This is a genomic window from Sunxiuqinia sp. A32 (genome assembly GCF_052690465.1).
In genome coordinates, this window is the sequence record NZ_JBQYLI010000010.1 from 170,911 (window position 1) to 188,822 (window position 17,912).

Below are 17,912 nucleotides of genomic sequence, written 5' to 3' on the forward strand. Positions count from 1 at the left end.
ATTCGCCGATAGATTAGAACAACTTAGCGAAAAACTCATGATTTTGGCATGGTGATCCTATATCTTGTGTAACTAATTAAAAATTACATCGTCTTATCTTAAAGAAAAAACCATGAAAAAACGTCTTTTTCACCCATTCATTGCATTTCTCACAATCACTCTGCTATTAACGTCCTGTTTCCTGGGACCATCCATCAAAGGCAATGGTGATGTTGAACGACAAAAACGTAATCTTGACAACTTTTCAAGAATTAAAACATCAAATGGATTGGAAGTTTATTTAATCCCCGACACTAAAACATTTGCTGTAATTGAAGCAGATGAAAATCTCCATAATATTATTGAAACTGAAATCTCTGGTGATGTTCTGAAAATATATACCCATGAACGAATTCGTTGGGCTAAAAAGAAAAAAGTATTCGTGCATTACGAACAACTGGAACAATTACATTCAACTACCGGATCATTAGTTTATACCGACGGAGTTTTAAAATCCAGAGATATTGAACTGAGTGCAAATACTGGTAGTCAACAAAGTATTGAATTGAGCTGTAAGTACATCGACGCAAAGACTTCAAGCGGATCACATATCACACTCGCAGGAAAAGCTGAAAATGCTAAACTGAAAGCATCTTCTGGTGCACACTTGAAAGGCTCTGAGCTTTTAACAAAAAACTGTGATGCTGATGTTTCAAGTGGAGCACATATTTACATTAAAGTTGACGAAGACTTTAATGGGGAAGCATCTTCTGGTGGACAAATCTATTATTCTGGAACTCCAAAAAATGTCAAAATAAATACCTCTTCAGGAGGTGAAATAAGAAAACGATAGCTACAAACACTTAAATAATTAAAACAAAGTCCATGAAAACATTTAAACTATTTACAATTGCTTTAGCCCTTCTTATTGGCAGCAGTGCATTTGCAATGCAAGAAAAATCTGACGAGCAGGTTCGAAATGTTAAATCTTTCCACGCAATTAAAGTTAGCAGCGGAATTGATTTATACCTTACGCAGGGAAATTCTGAAAAAGTTGTTATCAATGCTGACCCCGATATTATTGACGATATTATTACTGAAGTGAGAGATGGTGTATTGCACATTTATCTTGAGAGAAATTTTAACTGGGGATGGAATAATTCAAGAAAAGCACATGTAACATTTGATGATCTGGAAGCTCTGAATGCGTCCGCGGGTTCTGATGTATATTCTGAGAATAGTTTTAATCTCAACGAATTGAAGATTCATGCGAGTAGTGGATCTGATGTAAAATTAACCGATTTAAAAGCAAAAGAGATTTGGCTGGAAACCAGTAGTGGTTCCGATGCAAAATTATCTGGGCAAACCGATAGTTTTGAAGCGAGTGCCTCCAGTGGAAGTGATATTGATGCAGGAAACCTCGAAAGCAAATATTGCAAAGTGCGCGTATCCAGTGGATCTGATGCTACCGTATTTGTGACGGAAAACCTAAAAGCAAATGCAAGTAGTGGCGGTGACATCCGATATAGAGGAAATCCAGAATATAAAGATGTTCATGAATCAAGTGGTGGAGATATAAAAGGATATTAAATATTTGACCCTGCAAATTGCAGGGTTTTTTATTTTGAAATAGATATTAGCACCCCAATTCTAAATACGAACGGGGTGCTAATATTCTTATAATTTACAGTACATTCCCAATCTTCACCCCAAAATAGATAGTGCACGGATTAATTGGTCCGTAAACATATCCCGGATCTCTCTCAACACCGTAGTCAAAATCATCCTGAAAGGAATCAAATATATTTTTCACACCCCCATATAACTGAAGTGATAAATTTTTTGAAAGACTAAGGTTCTGACTTACTTTCAACCCAAGATCAAAAAATTGATCCGATTTGTTAAGTTGTCCTACTTCAGGATCATCCAGCAGATTTCCAAAGTATGGCACCAACATTTCACCCGTATAATTACCAGTAAGGGAAACATTAAATCGGATTGTTGGAGAATAATTTAAGCTGAAATATCCATACGAATTAGGAGTGCGAAAGAAACTTCGTTCTCCAAATTCCTGTGGAGAATCAAACGTACTTTGCTGAATAGTAAATCCTGATTGTATCGCAAATCTTCCTCCCGGAGAAGCATTCATTTCTATATTAACACCATTCACCTTAGCTCCATCTTCTGCATTGGTTCGGGTATAAATAACTTGTCCGTTTTCATCCGGCAAACCATATTCGTTGGTAAACGGATTATTTAAAACCGTGTAAAAAGCTTCTGCTAAAAACTGTGTTTGCCAATTCCCAATATTCCTGGTGATATCTAATGAAAGAGTGATGCTATTTGAAGTCTCTTGTTTCAAATCAGGATCGTTTTCATGAACAACCCTTCGTGCTCCAGATGTCTCAATATGTAAATCCTCATCAAACACCTGAGGGGCACGGTACCCTTTTGCAAAACTTGACCTTAGTTGAATATTGTCACCTAGCTGATATAATACGCTCACTCTTGGACTTAAAACCTCACCTGAAACGACCTCTTCCCCATCACTATTTTCTGTTATCGCATAATGCTCAGCACGAATCCCAACGGAAAATCGCAACTTTTCCAATACCCATTCATTTTGAGCAAAAAATCCTACCGTTTGTATTCCCTGATCGGTAATTGTGGTATTCTCGACATGTTCCATCAACTCTGGGTCAAAATACCCGAGCTTGGTATCTTTCAGGTTGTTTAAAGTAGTTTCCAACCCCATCACCAATTCACTAGCTGAAATCAGGAAGTATTCAACATCTTTATGATACTGAGTACCGAAAGAAAATGACCAATCATGTGTATTTCCATAAGCGCTCGGATCTTGGTTCGCCCCGTAGTAGGAATCCCGTTCAACCTTCTGCATTGCAGCAAAAAAGGAAAGTTTATCATGCTCCTTCATCAGTTTATCGAATGATAAATTCAACGAATTGATCTGGTGATCAACCGCCTCTGAAATATCAGCCTCGTGATTCAATTTATCGAATGCATTTCCTCCCCGACGAGATTCATTGATATAGAAATAGTCAAATTTAATTTTTGAACGATCTCCAACACGCTGAAAGAAACTGGTACCAAATGTGCTGTTTTCAATCTTCGACATTTCCGAGAAATCGTCACTGTTTGCATCATATGGATCACGGGTACGTTTAAATCCATAGAAACTTATGCCAGTTTTAAAATCATCACTTACAATCGATCCGTTTATGTTTAAACTATGATCAAGTTCACCATCTTTACCAATAATTCCCAAAGAAGTATTAATTGAATAAATATCCTGAACTGGCTCTTTCGTAATTAAATTGATGGTTCCGGCAATAGCATTACTTCCAAACAGCGCAGATCCTCCACCACGTACAACCTCAACACGATCAATCATGCTGGCAGGAATTAATTCTAAACCGTAAACGCCAGCCAATCCACTAAACACGGGCCGGCTATTAATTAAAATTTGAGAATACGGCCCCTCCAAACCATTCATTCTCACTTGGGCAAAACCGCAATTCTGACAGTTATTCTCCATGCGCAAACCTGGCGTGAAATTCAATCCTTCACTTAGTGTGACACTTTGAGTCCTTTCAAACAGTTTCGGGCTTATCGTACTTATAATAGTCGATACATCTCTTCTTGATTTTTCACTTCGATCTGCAGAAACAACTACCTGATCTAATCCAATATTATCGGGTTCTAAGATTGCTAAAATAGTCTCGGGTTTACCCTCAGCAATCTCTATTTCATATTTTCTGGTTTGAAAACCAACTGCAGAAACTACAACATTTATTTCTCCCTCAGGAACTCCAACAAGCTTAAAATGTCCGCTTACGTCTGCTGCGGTTCCAATAGTAGTACCTTCAATTAATATTGTTGCAAACGGGATATGTTCATTTTCTGATTTTACATCACCAAAAAGCATGGTATCCTTTTCTTTGGTATCCGGTTCATTATCTGCAAATATCACCGAACTAAGCTGTATGAATACAGCGATCATGATCAATAATTTCATACTTACTACACTTCTAATATTGCATCGCATGAAACATTCAATAAACCTGCAATATGCTAACTATGTGTATTTTGCAGGCCAACAATGTTTCAAAACAATTATTATTTTCTTAATATTTTTTTTGGGGGGAGGTGGAAATAAAAAACTTGAGTAATTAAGACAAGGGTGGTGCGCGAAGTGAAGCAAAATTAAAATAAGAATCAGAATAGTCTATAGTATGTGTCTCCCCAATTGTTTCTACTAAAGGGAGATCAACTTTCATTATTGTGGGAGGTGCAGAATTATCAAAAAAATCTAAAAAGAAACCATCATAAAAAGAGAGTTTCTTGGAAGTATGTTGATGACTTTCACTGCCCCCTTTGGCATGATTATAAGGATGTGCATGCCTGACTACCATCCCATTGGCAAGCACATGGATATGCATATTACTGATAGAATTTGCCAAAATACCGAGATATAATGGCAATACCAGCGCAATAAATATTTTAATATATTTACGCAAATGTCTCATATCGGGGTAGCAAAGATAGAAAAGTATTTCATTATTCTTATTTATTCTTAATAAGAATAACATAAAATTTAATAATAAATTGGCTAGAAAAAAGATAGATATTGAGCTGTATAGTTATGGGGAATATTCTCACTGGGACAGAACAAGCAGGGAGCTCCCAAAAATTGTAAAAATCACAGATACTATTCGCGCAGAAATAGGTACTGAGTTTGGTTATGTCTTAAAAATAAGGAAGGCGAAAGGGAAGAAACTTGAATTTCGTATCATTCATCCTCCTTTTAAAGATGAGAGTGGAAATGTTATGCCAGACTTCACCGGAGAATATTATATTAGAAGTAACGACTACTCTTTCTTTTTGGGAGATTGCATTTGGGAACCCCTGGAAGATAAACTTGGTGACTGGCAATTAATTACTTATTTCGAAGGAAAAGTGATTGCAGACAAAACACTTCATTTAGTTTAAAATAAAGTACTTTGAATGCAATACAATCTCAATGAGGAGATACCGCTAAGAACCTTTCTCAACAAGCTTTCCAAGTTTTTGATAGGCTTTATCACAACCCTCCAGCAAATCTTTTCCAATTTTGTTATAGTATTTTTTTACCAAAGCGGGGTTATCTTTTCCGTCTGGATGGTTTGTGCGCTGGCGTAGTTCCTGATTGAGCCGCAAAACTTCTTTAATTATCTCATAAGCTTGATCTTTGTCAGCCTTCTCAAAATGATTGATGTATTGGAAACAATCAATTACAACTTGAGAAACCAAATAATCGATGTCCTTTTTTAAACTTCTAATGTTTGCCATTATCTATAATTTTTGATGTTAATGGATATTTCAAATTCGAGTATCCGGTTAAAATAGCTTTTACGTATCCTACAGAAATTTCCGTTTCAACCATGATTGGTAATTTGTTCTCGTCCTTGGTAAACCAAACTTTCATATGTTCTCCTTTTGGGAAAAAATCTCCTTCAAGCAGCATCACAGAAATCTTATGACACAAAAATTTTTCTCCTTCCCTTGTTTTAACTTCGTCTTCACCAAGGTAACGAAAATAAAGATCTTCAAGTTTATTATCTACCAACATTTTAAACTTAAACAATTCATGCTTTTTCATTCCTGTAAACTGAAATGACCTGAAATAATATGCGGTGCTTAACAGATCAAACGTATTTGGAGCCAATTTTAAAGTGTCGAAAACTGCTAATTCCTCATCATTCCGTTTAATGTGAGATGCGATTATCCCATTGCTACTGTCAAAATTATACTCATGTGAAGACGACTTTTTTGCATGGTTCATCACCCGCCAAAAATGAACTGGGATAAATGAATCATATATCAGCTTTGACTCAAAAGTGTCACGAACCGAATAAAAGAGGTCATATGTTTTAAAGGTCTTTCCAACAGCTTTAAGGCTTAAAACTGATTGGTGATTTTCCAGTATCGTATCTGTTGAGAAATTCACTTCTCCGGCATGTAGCCATATAAAATGCCAATTATAATAAGCACCATAAGTTACCTGCTCTCCGGGATTAAAAGCGTATTTATTCTCCTGAGAAAGTGCAGATAGAAACAGCAGGCTCCCAATAACTAATAATAGAATCTGCTTTTTAATTTGGTCGGGCCCTGCCTGAACCTGTCTTTCGAGCTTTATTTTTTTGCTCATCCTCATCTACCAGTTCTTTTTGGTATTTAAGATTTTGAGGTAATGCCCAGCTCTCGCGAACTTCAAAGTTCGATCTTAATTTTAGAATTTTTGGAAAGTAGATCACCTGCTCAGGCATTAATCCCGCTTCAATTTTACCCTTGTCCCATTTCCCATTTGCATTCTTATCAACAAACATTCTTATCCTATACTTATCAGGTTCTAAGAAAGGGAATTCAATTTCAGCATCTTCATCAATACTAATTCGCTGCAAAACTTCTTCCTTATCATTGTTTTCCAACAATTCCACCATACTTTTCCCACGAACATTTGTCAGAGTCAGGATTATCTTGGCGTAAAAACCTTCCTTTTGTGTTTTAAAAGGTCTGCTAAAAGCATCATTTGGATTGCCTGCAAAATTTTTAATGGCAGCAGAGTCGATTTCCAGTCGATAGTCCGTCTCGTATTCCCAAGGATATTCTATGTAATACTTTCGCAAGAACAGACTATCCTGAACCAAGTCAAATTCAAGCTCACTATCAATCGTATCAACTCGCTGAAAAAGATGAACTTTACCGTAATCAAACAATTTCAAAGGTTCCGGTGCTTCAAGAAGTATCTTTTTATATACATCAAAGCCATCTTTTAGGGCAATATTAAATCGAATGAATTCTGTCTTAGGCTTTTCGTCTTCTTCTTTCTTCTTCTTTTTGATCTTTTTCTCAGCTTCTTTATAAACCAACTCCAGTGTATCCACCTGATAAACAAACTGATCAAGAGTATCTTTGACGGTATAATCTAATCGAAAACGAAGCGTGTCCGTTTGGCTAACTATAGTATCAGTAATCCATAGCTGAAGAGAATCTCTGGATGAATTAAACTCAAAATAGGACCAATCAGTATCCATTTGAGGCTCTATCAACTCCAATTTAAACGTATCACTCAAACTCTCTGAAAAATAAAAATGACACAGATTCGCCCTATCTCGCTTGGAGTCATCAAGATATTGATAAAAATAGTCTTCCTCATACATCATTAAAAAATGCGGATTCGGCAACTCCCTGACTCTTTTTTCAATCCCCTTGGTACTATCTGGTTCAATGACAGCAAGATTCCAGTCATGAGGAACAACCAGGGTGTCATAAAATGCAATTTGTTCTGTTGGCTGGTTAAAATTCAAGCTATTATCGGCATCCATTAATGCATACAACCGATAAGCTCCCTCAGCCACATTGCTGATAATATAAAATCCTTCCTCGTCAGTTTTAGCAATATAATCCGGAATACTGTCCGTAAATGCAGAAAGACTATCCAACGAATGTAGTAAAACCAATGCTCCTTCTATCGGCTCAAGATTATCTGCTTGCTTCACATAACCACCAATCATCAAACCATCGAAATCTTCACCCGTACTGAATGCAAAACGAAAATCCTTTATCGGATTTTTTTCGTTGTTATCAACAATTGAATTTTTAAAATCAAGCGAATAGGTAGTGTTTTCTTTCAATTTGTCCCCTAAATCCACAATCAAAGTTTTGGATTTCGTCCGTATCAAAGGGCGTTTCTCAATTGGAGGAGATACCACTAATACTTCAGAAAGTCCATCAGGAATAATAAATTCATCAAAAGTTAGGCTCACTGCCTGCCCGTCATAGGCTCGCTGATTTATTTCGGGTCTGGTTTCAACTAAAACAGGTGGGATCGTATCTTTGTCACCTCCAACCGGCATTCCCGGATTTGCACATGAAGTAGTGAAAATCACATATGCCAGCCAACTTAATATTATTATGGGAAATATTTTTTTCATGCCGTACAAACATACAAATTCCAGCTGATTTCGAAAATCACAAGCCTGTTAATTTATCTAAATCAAAAAGAGCGTTTACTCAACAGTTACTGATTTGGCAAGATTCCGTGGCTGATCAACATCACAACCTCTCATCAGTGCAATGTAATAAGCAAAAAGCTGCAATGGTACGACTGTTAACAACGCTGCTACAGCCGGATGTGACTCCGGAATTTCAAACAAATCATCAGCCATATTTCGAAGTCCGTTATCTCCTTCAGTCACTACTGCAATTATGTTCCCTTTTCTCGCCTTTACTTCCTGAATGTTGCTTACTACTTTTTCGTAATAATTATCTTTTGCAGAAACCACAACAACCGGCAAATTATCATCCACTAACGCAATAGGACCATGCTTCATTTCACCGGCAGCATAACCTTCTGCATGTATATAAGAGATCTCCTTCAATTTAAGTGCACCTTCCAAAGCAACCGGGAATAAATATCCGCGTCCCAAGTAAAGTGCATTTACTGAATCCTTATACTTTTTTGCGATCTCCTTAATTTTTGGATGAGCCAACAATACCGATTCAACTTTATCAGGAATTGCCAGCATTTCTTTTATGAATAGCTGATAAGTCTCCTGATCAATATTTTCCTTGAGACGAGCCAGCTTAAATGCGAACAATGTAAGTACTGTTACCTGCGCTGTGAAAGCTTTGGTAGAAGCAACACCAATTTCTGTACCTGCATGTGTATAAACTCCTCCATCGGTTTCCCGTGCAATACTTGATCCAACAACATTACAAATACCGAGAATTAACGCTCCATTTTGCTTGGCCATTTTCAGGGCTGCCAGGGTATCAGCAGTTTCACCACTCTGGCTTATAGCAATTACAATATCACCTTTATCAATTATTGGTTTTCGATATCGAAATTCTGAAGCGTACTCAACTTCTACAGGAACACGTGCATATTCCTCAATCAAATATTCAGCCACCAAAGCCGCATGCCACGAAGTACCACACCCAATAATAATAATTCGCCTTGCCTCTACAATTTTATCCCAAACATCAATGAGACCGCCTAAAACAATGTCATCTTTTTGGGGGTTTATTCTTCCTCTGTATGTGTCTGAAATAGTCTTTGGTTGTTCAAAGATTTCCTTCAACATGTAATGTTCGAAGTCACCTTTATCCAAATCACCAATACTTAAATCTACTTTAGTTACCTCAAAATTTGCAGGACTGTTCTCAACCGTTTTAAGAGTGAGGCTATGCTTTTCCAATATGGCAACATCGCCATCATTCATATAGATGACACTGTCAGTATATTCGATAATTGGGCTTGCATCTGATGCTAAAAAGTATTCTCCCTGCCCGATTCCGATCACTAATGGACTCCCCATCCTGGCCGCAATCATTTTGTTCTCCTCTTTTCTACAAAGAACAACAATTCCATATGCTCCTACCACTTTCGAAAGTGCAATGCGAACAGCCATTTCTGCAGAATCAATTCCATCCTGCTCGTAATAATATTCGATTAAATTTACGAGTACTTCGGTATCAGTGTCCGTCTGAAAAACAATTCCCTTTTGAACAAGGTCATTTTTTAGTTTTGCATAATTCTCAATGATTCCGTTGTGTACCAGCACAAATGAGCCATTCATTGAAGTATGCGGGTGGGCATTCGTATTATTCGGTTCGCCATGTGTTGCCCAACGGGTATGGCCTATACCAATTGTACCATGAACATCTTTTGAAGCGACAAAAGATTCAAGTTCACTGACTTTACCTTTCTGCTTATATACCTTCAAACCTGTATTTGCAATGCAAACACCAGCCGAATCGTAACCGCGATATTCAAGACGCTGTAACCCCTTTATAAGGATTGGATATACATTTTTATCTCCAATGTAACCAACAATTCCACACATACTAATTAGTTTAATTTATATTGTGGAAACGTAAAAAGCTTAGTTGTATTTTACATACGTAACTTCCAGACGTATCCCGACAGCACTGGTTGCACCTTTTAATACAACCCTTGAAGCTTGATTTTCTCTATTATAAATTGAGAGATAAAACCCGTTGTTTGCAATCTTTGTGCCGTCTGAGCGTTCTTCCTTATTAATAATATCCTGAAGATGACGAGTGATATTAAAACGGTAAGTATTATCTGCATCAATAAAATAGCCGCCGAAAAGCAAGGATGACAACAAGAAATCTGAAGGCCAATATTCTTCTAAATCGTCATTAATTGCTGATAGAAGTAACTGATCCGGCACATCATAAACAGGATATTCACTAGCAACAGTATCAACCTGAAGAAATATTTCTGCTTTACTAATTCCAATATTTGCATTTACTGAATCCGCCCATAAATCGAGAGTTGGCAACTCTATTTTTGCACGAAGTCCACCCAACGATTGCAAATAAATTAAGCTATCCATTTGAGTATCGCTATTCAAGTTACCTACAAATTCTGTTTGGCTATAATCATGTTCAAAACGACTAATGCGGGCAGATGCATCATTTGCCACGAAATAAAAAGCTTTACTATAGGTAGAATCATCTTCTGCAACATAATAATGATAATACATTCCTATATGAGAATAATAACTACTCTCACTTGAAAGAATAGAAACTAAACCACCTCCATTACCAATATCTTGTGACTCGACATACAATCCTTTAAAATAATCGAGAAAAACCTCGTTAAAGACAGTCCCCTCAAGCTGATCCGATTCAAAAATTTTCTGAGAAAGTTCAGGACTCAGAGGAACCCTGAGCTCCTGGATTAAAGTATCTGTCTCGGTCGAGTCAAGTCTAAAAGTTGGTATAAAATCTAACTCACCAACAGGCTCTGTAGATGCTAAAGCTTTTAAATCAGTATTCTGAAGGTATTTATAATCGTATGTCCCACCAGAACTTGTGGAATCAGCATATATATCTTCAATCAATTCATACACCTTAATCGTTTGTGGTGTAACAGTATCCCCATAAATTTCTTTGTAAGAAAGCGACAAAACAACAGAATCAAGAACTGCTCCTTCTTCTAAACTTGGGAATGAATAAGTTCTAAACTGTAACGCTAAATCAGCCTTAGTCAGTCCAAACACAGGGTCATAAAAAGTTCCAAGTACATTGTAGGGCAGACCATCCGTCCTTAAAGAATCTTCAATCAAAGTATATGCTTTATTTGATTCGACCTCTACAACATGTCCAACTGTGGTTAAGTCAGAACCAGGAAGGACGTCGAAACCTGTTGTATTAGGATCATCTTTACAACTCCACATACCAAAAGCCATGATTGCAAAAACGACTGCGTATTTGCAACGATCTACTAGTTTTCTTTTCACCAAATCATTGTTTTTGAGCAAACATCAATTACATTACCTGATCATAAAAATCATTGTACGCATCAATATAAGTTTCCTCGGGTTGGTAATTTAAAAATAATTTTTTCGAGGCTTGAATATAATCTACTAATTCAGGATTAATACTCTCACTTCCCTGAATTACAGCATCAGCATATTCAATGCCCAATTTACTCATGTTTTCGTAACTCGGCTCATTTAAGGTTTTAACGTCATCCTCATTAATGCCATCAATTTGTACATTCTGAATGGTATTTCCGCTTAAAGGGTTTTTGAATTTCTCGTCATAAACCGAATATACCACTTTTGAATCCGCAAAAAGAGGATCGTCTTTATAGGCTTTCTTAATATATAAAGGAACTAAAGAAGTTAACCAACCATGGCAATGAATTAAATCCGGAGCCCAACGCAATTTTATGACAGTTTCCAAAACTCCCCTTGCAAAGAACACAGCACGCTCATCGTTATCAGCAAACTCTTTTCCTTTTTTATCTTTTAGCACTTCCTTTCGATGAAAATAATCTTCATTATCAATAAAATACACCTGCATCCTTGCTGTTTGGATAGAAGCTACCTTAATAATAAGAGGGTGATCAGCATCGTTAATCACGAGGTTCATCCCTGAGAGACGAATTACTTCGTGAAGTTGGTTTCTACGTTCATTAACACTTCCATACCGTGGCATAAAAGTCCTAATTTCCCGTCCTTTTTCCTGAACTCCCTGCGGTAAAAATCTCGACTTCTTCGACATTTCAGATTCCGGGAGATAGGGTGTAATTTCTTGAGAGATAAATAAGACTCTTTTCTTTTCCATTGAAAATATAGTGAATTTGATTGGGCAAAATTAGTAAAAATATCGCGAATATTCAATTGATAGGCTTTTCGTGATTCTTAAAAAAACTTAAGATATGCTCATATGTTTGTTTTGAATAATTTATTTACTTTGCATCCTTAAATTTCGCCTACATGCTGGTAGTAAAGCAAATAAAAGAATTACAAGAGATAATTGAGAGAGAAAAATCGAAAGGTAAAACCATAGGCTTTGTCCCGACAATGGGGGCTTTGCATAATGGACATTTATCGTTAGTGGAAATTGCAGGTCAACAAAGTGATTATGTGGCAGTAAGCATATTTGTAAATCCAACTCAGTTTAATGATAAAAATGATCTGAAAAATTATCCACGTGATTTAGATAATGATGTATCTCTATTAGAAGAAACAGCTTGTCAGCTTGTTTTTGCTCCGGAAGTTGAAACGATGTATCCTGGTGAAGACAATCGACAATTCAACTTTGGTCAACTGGAAACCGTGATGGAGGGCAAATATCGCCCGGGACATTTTAATGGTGTTGCACAGATAGTTAGCAAGTTGTTTGACATGGTAAAACCGGATAAAGCTTTCTTTGGGCTGAAGGATTTTCAGCAATTAGCAGTGATAAAAGCACTGGTGAAACAGCTGAATTTACCCATTGAAATTGTTCCATGCCCAACAATGAGAGAGGAAGATGGTTTGGCCATGAGTTCACGAAACACGCGTCTTACTGAAGAACAACGAGCAGCGGCTCCAATTATTTACAAAACCTTAATAGAGGCTCGGAACAAAGCGCCGCAAATGAGCGTAGAAGAAGTAAGAAAGTGGGTTAGTAACGAAATCAATCAAATCAATCCTTTTGAGGTTGAATATTTTGAAATAGTTGACGATGAGTCACTTAGCTTAATTTCCGATTGGAACGAGCCCGTAAACAAAGTAGGATGTATCGCTGTTTTTTGTGATAAGATAAGATTAATTGATAATATTGCATTTCAATAATAAGAAGGAATAGACATGTATATCGAAGTTTGCAAATCGAAAATACACAAGGTAACTGTCACCGAAGCCAATTTACAATACGTTGGGAGTATCACCATTGATGAAGATTTAATGGATGCTGCCAATTTGATAGAAAATGAAAAAGTTCAGGTTGTTAACATCAACAATGGAGAAAGACTTGAAACTTATGTCATCAGGGGTGAAAGAGGTTCTGGTACTATTTGTTTAAATGGTCCAGCTGCAAGAAAAGTCGCTGTAGGTGATGTGGTGATTATCATCTCATACGCGATGATGGATTTTGAGGAGGCGAAAAAGCATAAACCTCAATTGGTTTTCCCGGATATTGAGACGAATAAAATCGTTTAGGAAATAAATAGGCATTAAAATATGACACCTCAAGGCCAAAAGCTTTGGGGTTTTTATTTTGTATGAATCAGCTAAGAAAGTTTTATCTTTGAGAGATTGACAATTAATTTGAGGACTAAAACTTCAATGAAACACTTCTCTGAAAAAATATTCCATTCATTTGAAGAATTTTTTGAATGCCTGAAAGGCTGGAAAACTAGCAACCAGAAACTGGTTTTCACCAATGGTTGTTTTGATATTCTTCATCGTGGGCACATTGATTACCTTGACAAATCAGCTCAATTAGGCGACAAACTAATAATTGGGCTGAACACAGATGTATCCGTCAGATTATTGAAAGGTAAACAGCGCCCATATATTGATGAGGACTCACGAGCAATACTTTTAGCGGCCATCGAATTTGTGGATGCAGTAATTCTATTTGATGAGGAAACTCCTTTCAGCTTAATTGAAAAAATAAAACCAGACGTGCTTGTGAAAGGGAAAGACTATGAAATTCATGAGATTGCCGGCCATGACATTGTACTAAATAATGGTGGCAAAGTAGAAACGATTGAGTTAACAGAGGGGTTTTCCACCAGTGCACTAATCGAAAAAATTAAAAAGAGCTCATAATGGCGAAAGTCAAAACTGTATATATCTGTCAGAATTGTGGAAGTAATTCGCCTAAATGGGTAGGCCGATGCCCAAACTGTGGAGAATGGAATACCTATATCGAGGAAATTGAGGTAAAAGAAACAAAAAATCAACTGCCATCACGAATGGCAAGTGGAGCAAAACCACAAAAATTGAACGAAGTTGGAGAAGAACACATCCAACGTATTGACTGCAAAAATCTGGAATTAAATCGCGTATTGGGAGGTGGATTAGTCCCCGGATCACTAGTACTCATTGGAGGCGAACCTGGTATTGGGAAATCGACACTGGTACTGCAGCTTGCACTTGACTTAAACCACAAAAAGATATTGTACGTCTCTGGCGAAGAAAGTATCCAGCAAATAAAAATCAGGGCAAATCGACTGAAGCGGGAAAATGACAATTGCTATTTCCTGAGCGAAACCTCTTTGGAAAACATATTGACTCATTGTGAACACCTGGAACCTGAAATGATGGTAATAGACTCTATCCAAACTGTTTCCACTTCACACATTGAGTCATCACCCGGCACAGTCAGCCAGATACGTGAATGCACCAACGGCATCCTAAAGTTTGCCAAAGAAAGACGCATTCCGGTTATTCTTATCGGCCACATTACCAAGGAAGGAAGTCTTGCGGGACCTAAAGTTTTAGAACACATGGTAGATACAGTTCTCCAATTTGAAGGTGAGAACCAATACCTCTACCGAATTCTTCGCTCTATTAAAAACCGTTTTGGTTCTACGTCGGAATTGGGAATTTTTGAGATGAATAATGAAGGGATGCGAGAAGTATCCAACCCATCAGAATTACTGATTAACAGTGACCATGAAGGACTGAGCGGAACAGCTATTTCAGGTGCAATAGAAGGGAATCGCCCTTTATTGATAGAAATTCAGTCGCTCGTAAGCACAGCAGCTTATGGAACACCACAACGCTCTTCTACCGGATTTGATTTACGCAGACTAAATATGCTTTTAGCAGTTTTGGAAAAACGTGCCGGCTTTAAACTAGCCTCCAAAGATGTTTTCCTCAACATTGCAGGTGGCATTAAAGTGGATGATCCAGCGATAGACCTTTCCGTAATTTCTGCTGTACTTTCTTCAAATTTTGACATACCAATAGGCAAAAAAATATGCTTTACCGGAGAGGTTGGATTAACAGGAGAAATTAGGGCAGTTAACCGACTGGAACAGCGAATTGCAGAAGCAGAAAAGTTAGGAATGGACAAAATTTTTATTCCTAAAAATGGCAAGGCTTTAAATTTTAAAAAGTTCAAAATTACGATTGAACCGGTTGACCGCGTGGATGATTTTTTCAGAAAACTCTTTAAGAAGTAATCGTTGTATTTAATACTTTTTATAGATTTGATGTGCTATTTTCACGAGCGGAATCATACCTTTGAGCTATTAAATTTTATTTCATGAGACCGAGAATTTTAGTAATTGTTTCAATTGTTGTACTTATTGGCTATTCATGCAATGAAACCGGATATCCAAAACCGGACAATTTGGTGAGTGAGAAGCAAATGATCGATATGCTCTATGATATCCACATGAATGAAGCGTATCTAGGCAATCACCGTTACGACATTGACTCATTACGCTTTACCAGCGTTGACCTGCACTATTCTGTTTTAGACAAATACGGAGTTGCAGACTCTACGTTTTATCAATCGGTTTTATATTATTCAAGTCTTCCCAAAACATACGATAAAATATACCAGGAAGTTGTCAATAGGATGGTAATGCTTGAGCAGGAAATCAATAAAAAGGAAGCCGTTAAGGTGCTAAAAGAATGAGAAAATTTGCCGCCCATTATGTCTTCTCTGCTAATTCATCTCCTATTGCGAAAGGTATCGTTAAAGTTGATAATAGTGGAATGATATTGGGGCTTACTGATCCAGGACCACAATTGCAGGAAGAAGCAGGGCTTGAGTTTCACAACGGCATCATTTGTCCCTCTTTTTTAAATTTATTGGAAGAATTCCCACCTCTCCGTTTTTTTAAACTGTTCCCCGAACTTAAACCTTACCAGTCATTAATTCCGACTAACACTAACGGGGAAAAAGCCATTCTTGAATGGATGAAGCAGATACATTTATCCGGAGCAAAAATTTCCTTGGAACAGTTAATTAGGATTTTCACTTATGAATCAGCAAAGGCAATAGAACTATTAAAAGAAACTGGAAGCATTTCTGAGGGTAAACGCCCCGGCATATTGGTTATCTCATCTATTGATTTTCAAAATATGAGACTCACAGCCAATAGTCACTTGAAAAGATTGATATAATCTGTACTTTTGCCCGAAACAAATTTCATGGGTACTTTCTTATTTGATAAAATTATTTTTGGACCGGTAAAAAGTCGCCGACTTGGCGTCTCTTTAGGAATTAACCTGCTTCCTGTTGACAGTAAAGTTTGCTCGTTTGATTGCATTTATTGTGAATGTGGCTGGACTCCACGAAAACGTGAAAAGAAAGCAATATTGCCAAGTCGCGAGGAAGTTGCCCAAAAACTCGAAACCCAATTAATTAAGATGCAAGAATCAGGTGAAACACCTGATGTAATTACATTTGCCGGAAATGGTGAACCAACACTTCACCCGGATTTCGAAGGCATCATTAATGATACAATTGCCCTACGAAATAAACTTGTTCCGGAGTGCCGAATAGCTGTACTTTCGAACTCTACCATGTTACACAAGCCGAATGTCTTCAACGCACTTTTAAAAATCGAAGATAACATTCTCAAACTCGATTCTGTTTTTGAAGACACCATTGAAAAACTGGATTGCCCATTGGGAAAGTTCAATCTGAATGAGGTGATGAATCAGCTAAAAAAGTTCAACGGGCAACTAATAATTCAAACATTATTCGTTCGCGGAAAACATAATGGCGAAGAAATTAACAACACCACGGACGAAGAAATAAATGCGTGGATTACTGCAATAAAAGAGATCAATCCCAAGCAAGTGATGATTTACACCATCGCGAGGGATACACCAGCTAACGATCTGGAAAAAATCACCTTAAAGGAACTTGAAAATATCGCTGATAAAGTTCGCGAAGCCGGATTTGAAGTTCAGGTGTCAGGATAATCCTAATTCAAACTGGTGCGGGTCCATTCTGTAGATTTCCCCAACCACTTAATGCCAACAACATAACCTTTTAAAAACAGCTTGTCCAAATTTCCCTCTTCAAACCATCCAAAACAATCGTAAGTTTTTCCGGATTTTGGATCATATATTCGTCCATCTTCCCATTCCTTATCTTTGTTATTGAATTTCAATCCACTTAAAATTTGTAAACCTACAATTGAGCGATCACGCAATGCCGGATCAGGATTTTCATCATCTTTGGGAGGCTGACCATCTTCGTATTTCTCTGGAATCATGTAAACAATTGTTCCAAAATAATGTCCATCTTTTTCAATCACCTCAATTTTAGAAGTTTTCTCATCGTTCCACCAAATACCAGTTATGTTTTTAGCATTTTGTGCACTGGCAACATTTAGCCACAGCCCGAATAAAAAAAGGATCACTAATTTCTTCATAAAGTCATTTTTTTCAGCAAGATATAATATTTAGTCCGGATTGAAAATGATTAAATAATTTAAAAAGTATTCCCACCCGAAACGATGTACAAAATGAGAGAAGCTAAACTTAATTGATGAAAGAATGTAATGAAAGCATAAAAGAGGCTGTCTCAAAAGAGATGGCCTCTTTTTATTTTCAGCGAAGAGTGGGAAAAAGATTGAAAGTTATCAATCT

General features: G+C 37.1%; 19 protein-coding genes. 10 read left to right on the forward strand and 9 right to left on the reverse strand.

All coding sequences use genetic code 11. The features are described from left to right. Positions 1-112: 112 nt before the first annotated feature. A complete protein-coding gene (locus ACUNWD_RS12240; RefSeq protein ID WP_445588100.1) occupies positions 113-832 on the forward strand; it encodes a head GIN domain-containing protein in 720 nt (239 codons plus the stop codon). A 32-nt stretch (positions 833-864) separates the two neighbouring features. Then, positions 865-1,569 (forward strand): head GIN domain-containing protein, encoded by a 705-nt coding sequence (locus ACUNWD_RS12245; protein WP_445588101.1) that lies wholly within the window; start codon positions 865-867, stop codon positions 1,567-1,569. A gap of 94 nt (positions 1,570-1,663) precedes the next feature. Here the strand turns inward: ACUNWD_RS12245 and ACUNWD_RS12250 are convergent, their stop codons facing one another. Further along, complete coding sequence (locus ACUNWD_RS12250) at positions 1,664-4,000, reverse strand: TonB-dependent receptor (RefSeq protein WP_445588102.1); 2,337 nt, start codon at positions 3,998-4,000, stop codon at positions 1,664-1,666. Between the two features lie 169 nt (positions 4,001-4,169). Continuing rightward, entirely contained in the window at positions 4,170-4,589 is a 420-nt protein-coding gene (locus ACUNWD_RS12255; RefSeq protein WP_445588103.1) for a hypothetical protein, read from the reverse strand. Positions 4,590-4,605: 16 nt separating this feature from the next. Between ACUNWD_RS12255 and ACUNWD_RS12260 the strand changes: the two genes are divergently transcribed. Continuing rightward, on the forward strand, positions 4,606-4,989 hold the full coding sequence (locus ACUNWD_RS12260; RefSeq protein ID WP_445588104.1) for a DUF3859 domain-containing protein: 384 nt from the start codon (positions 4,606-4,608) through the stop codon (positions 4,987-4,989). A gap of 45 nt (positions 4,990-5,034) precedes the next feature. On the opposite strand, the gene ACUNWD_RS12265 is transcribed toward ACUNWD_RS12260, so the two are convergent. The 6 genes from ACUNWD_RS12265 to ACUNWD_RS12290 form a co-directional block, all read right to left on the reverse strand. After that, positions 5,035-5,328 carry a hypothetical protein gene (locus ACUNWD_RS12265; protein ID WP_445588105.1) on the reverse strand — a complete coding sequence of 98 codons (294 nt, stop codon included), beginning with the start codon at positions 5,326-5,328 and terminating at the stop codon, positions 5,035-5,037. Then, positions 5,315-6,187: a DUF3108 domain-containing protein gene (locus ACUNWD_RS12270; protein WP_445588106.1), complete on the reverse strand. Its 873-nt coding sequence runs from the start codon at positions 6,185-6,187 to the stop codon at positions 5,315-5,317. Before ACUNWD_RS12270 ends, ACUNWD_RS12265 begins: the two co-directional genes overlap by 14 nt. Then, positions 6,132-7,973, reverse strand: coding sequence for an Ig-like domain-containing protein (locus tag ACUNWD_RS12275; RefSeq protein ID WP_445588107.1), 1,842 nt, complete (start codon positions 7,971-7,973; stop codon positions 6,132-6,134). Before ACUNWD_RS12275 ends, ACUNWD_RS12270 begins: the two co-directional genes overlap by 56 nt. A gap of 75 nt (positions 7,974-8,048) precedes the next feature. Continuing rightward, positions 8,049-9,887 carry a glutamine--fructose-6-phosphate transaminase (isomerizing) gene (gene glmS, locus ACUNWD_RS12280; protein WP_445588108.1) on the reverse strand — a complete coding sequence of 613 codons (1,839 nt, stop codon included), beginning with the start codon at positions 9,885-9,887 and terminating at the stop codon, positions 8,049-8,051. A gap of 39 nt (positions 9,888-9,926) precedes the next feature. Then, entirely contained in the window at positions 9,927-11,312 is a 1,386-nt protein-coding gene (locus tag ACUNWD_RS12285) for a DUF4270 domain-containing protein (protein ID WP_445588109.1), read from the reverse strand. A 28-nt stretch (positions 11,313-11,340) separates the two neighbouring features. Next, positions 11,341-12,144: a glycogen/starch synthase gene (locus ACUNWD_RS12290; protein ID WP_445588110.1), complete on the reverse strand. Its 804-nt coding sequence runs from the start codon at positions 12,142-12,144 to the stop codon at positions 11,341-11,343. A 152-nt stretch (positions 12,145-12,296) separates the two neighbouring features. Between ACUNWD_RS12290 and panC the strand changes: the two genes are divergently transcribed. The 7 genes from panC (at position 12,297) to ACUNWD_RS12325 (ending at position 17,240) form a co-directional block, all read left to right on the forward strand. Further along, positions 12,297-13,139 carry a pantoate--beta-alanine ligase gene (panC, locus tag ACUNWD_RS12295; RefSeq protein ID WP_445588111.1) on the forward strand — a complete coding sequence of 281 codons (843 nt, stop codon included), beginning with the start codon at positions 12,297-12,299 and terminating at the stop codon, positions 13,137-13,139. A 15-nt stretch (positions 13,140-13,154) separates the two neighbouring features. Continuing rightward, positions 13,155-13,505 (forward strand): aspartate 1-decarboxylase, encoded by a 351-nt coding sequence (panD, locus tag ACUNWD_RS12300; protein WP_445588112.1) that lies wholly within the window; start codon positions 13,155-13,157, stop codon positions 13,503-13,505. Between the two features lie 126 nt (positions 13,506-13,631). Further along, positions 13,632-14,120, forward strand: a complete 489-nt coding sequence (rfaE2, locus tag ACUNWD_RS12305) for a D-glycero-beta-D-manno-heptose 1-phosphate adenylyltransferase (protein ID WP_445588113.1) — start codon at positions 13,632-13,634, stop codon at positions 14,118-14,120. Next, positions 14,120-15,481 (forward strand): DNA repair protein RadA, encoded by a 1,362-nt coding sequence (gene radA, locus ACUNWD_RS12310; protein ID WP_445588114.1) that lies wholly within the window; start codon positions 14,120-14,122, stop codon positions 15,479-15,481. The genes rfaE2 and radA overlap by 1 nt, the downstream gene beginning before the upstream one ends. 83 nt (positions 15,482-15,564) lie before the next feature. Beyond that, a complete protein-coding gene (locus ACUNWD_RS12315; protein ID WP_445588115.1) occupies positions 15,565-15,942 on the forward strand; it encodes a DUF4296 domain-containing protein in 378 nt (125 codons plus the stop codon). After that, on the forward strand, positions 15,939-16,433 hold the full coding sequence (locus ACUNWD_RS12320; RefSeq protein ID WP_445588116.1) for a hypothetical protein: 495 nt from the start codon (positions 15,939-15,941) through the stop codon (positions 16,431-16,433). The genes ACUNWD_RS12315 and ACUNWD_RS12320 overlap by 4 nt, the downstream gene beginning before the upstream one ends. A gap of 27 nt (positions 16,434-16,460) precedes the next feature. Then, a complete protein-coding gene (locus ACUNWD_RS12325) occupies positions 16,461-17,240 on the forward strand; it encodes a radical SAM protein (protein WP_445588117.1) in 780 nt (259 codons plus the stop codon). Positions 17,241-17,242: 2 nt separating this feature from the next. Here ACUNWD_RS12325 and ACUNWD_RS12330 read toward each other — a convergent pair whose 3' ends face one another. Beyond that, positions 17,243-17,695, reverse strand: coding sequence for a DUF2147 domain-containing protein (locus ACUNWD_RS12330; protein WP_445588118.1), 453 nt, complete (start codon positions 17,693-17,695; stop codon positions 17,243-17,245). Positions 17,696-17,912: the final 217 nt, after the last annotated feature.

Bases quoted from the DNA above. Each gene is read 5' to 3' on its own strand.
- panD (WP_445588112.1), top strand. From the start codon at position 13,155: ATGTATATCGAAGTTTGCAAATCGAAAATACACAAGGTAACTGTCACC.
- ACUNWD_RS12270 (WP_445588106.1), bottom strand. From the start codon at position 6,187: ATGAGCAAAAAAATAAAGCTCGAAAGACAGGTTCAGGCAGGGCCCGAC.
- ACUNWD_RS12240 (WP_445588100.1), top strand. From the start codon at position 113: ATGAAAAAACGTCTTTTTCACCCATTCATTGCATTTCTCACAATCACT.
- ACUNWD_RS12315 (WP_445588115.1), top strand. From the start codon at position 15,565: ATGAGACCGAGAATTTTAGTAATTGTTTCAATTGTTGTACTTATTGGC.
- rfaE2 (WP_445588113.1), top strand. From the start codon at position 13,632: ATGAAACACTTCTCTGAAAAAATATTCCATTCATTTGAAGAATTTTTT.
- ACUNWD_RS12325 (WP_445588117.1), top strand. From the start codon at position 16,461: ATGGGTACTTTCTTATTTGATAAAATTATTTTTGGACCGGTAAAAAGT.
- panC (WP_445588111.1), top strand. From the start codon at position 12,297: ATGCTGGTAGTAAAGCAAATAAAAGAATTACAAGAGATAATTGAGAGA.
- ACUNWD_RS12320 (WP_445588116.1), top strand. From the start codon at position 15,939: ATGAGAAAATTTGCCGCCCATTATGTCTTCTCTGCTAATTCATCTCCT.
- glmS (WP_445588108.1), bottom strand. From the start codon at position 9,887: ATGTGTGGAATTGTTGGTTACATTGGAGATAAAAATGTATATCCAATC.
- ACUNWD_RS12265 (WP_445588105.1), bottom strand. From the start codon at position 5,328: ATGGCAAACATTAGAAGTTTAAAAAAGGACATCGATTATTTGGTTTCT.
- ACUNWD_RS12275 (WP_445588107.1), bottom strand. From the start codon at position 7,973: ATGAAAAAAATATTTCCCATAATAATATTAAGTTGGCTGGCATATGTG.
- ACUNWD_RS12290 (WP_445588110.1), bottom strand. From the start codon at position 12,144: ATGGAAAAGAAAAGAGTCTTATTTATCTCTCAAGAAATTACACCCTAT.
- ACUNWD_RS12250 (WP_445588102.1), bottom strand. From the start codon at position 4,000: ATGATCGCTGTATTCATACAGCTTAGTTCGGTGATATTTGCAGATAAT.
- ACUNWD_RS12245 (WP_445588101.1), top strand. From the start codon at position 865: ATGAAAACATTTAAACTATTTACAATTGCTTTAGCCCTTCTTATTGGC.
- radA (WP_445588114.1), top strand. From the start codon at position 14,120: ATGGCGAAAGTCAAAACTGTATATATCTGTCAGAATTGTGGAAGTAAT.
- ACUNWD_RS12255 (WP_445588103.1), bottom strand. From the start codon at position 4,589: ATGTTATTCTTATTAAGAATAAATAAGAATAATGAAATACTTTTCTAT.
- ACUNWD_RS12330 (WP_445588118.1), bottom strand. From the start codon at position 17,695: ATGAAGAAATTAGTGATCCTTTTTTTATTCGGGCTGTGGCTAAATGTT.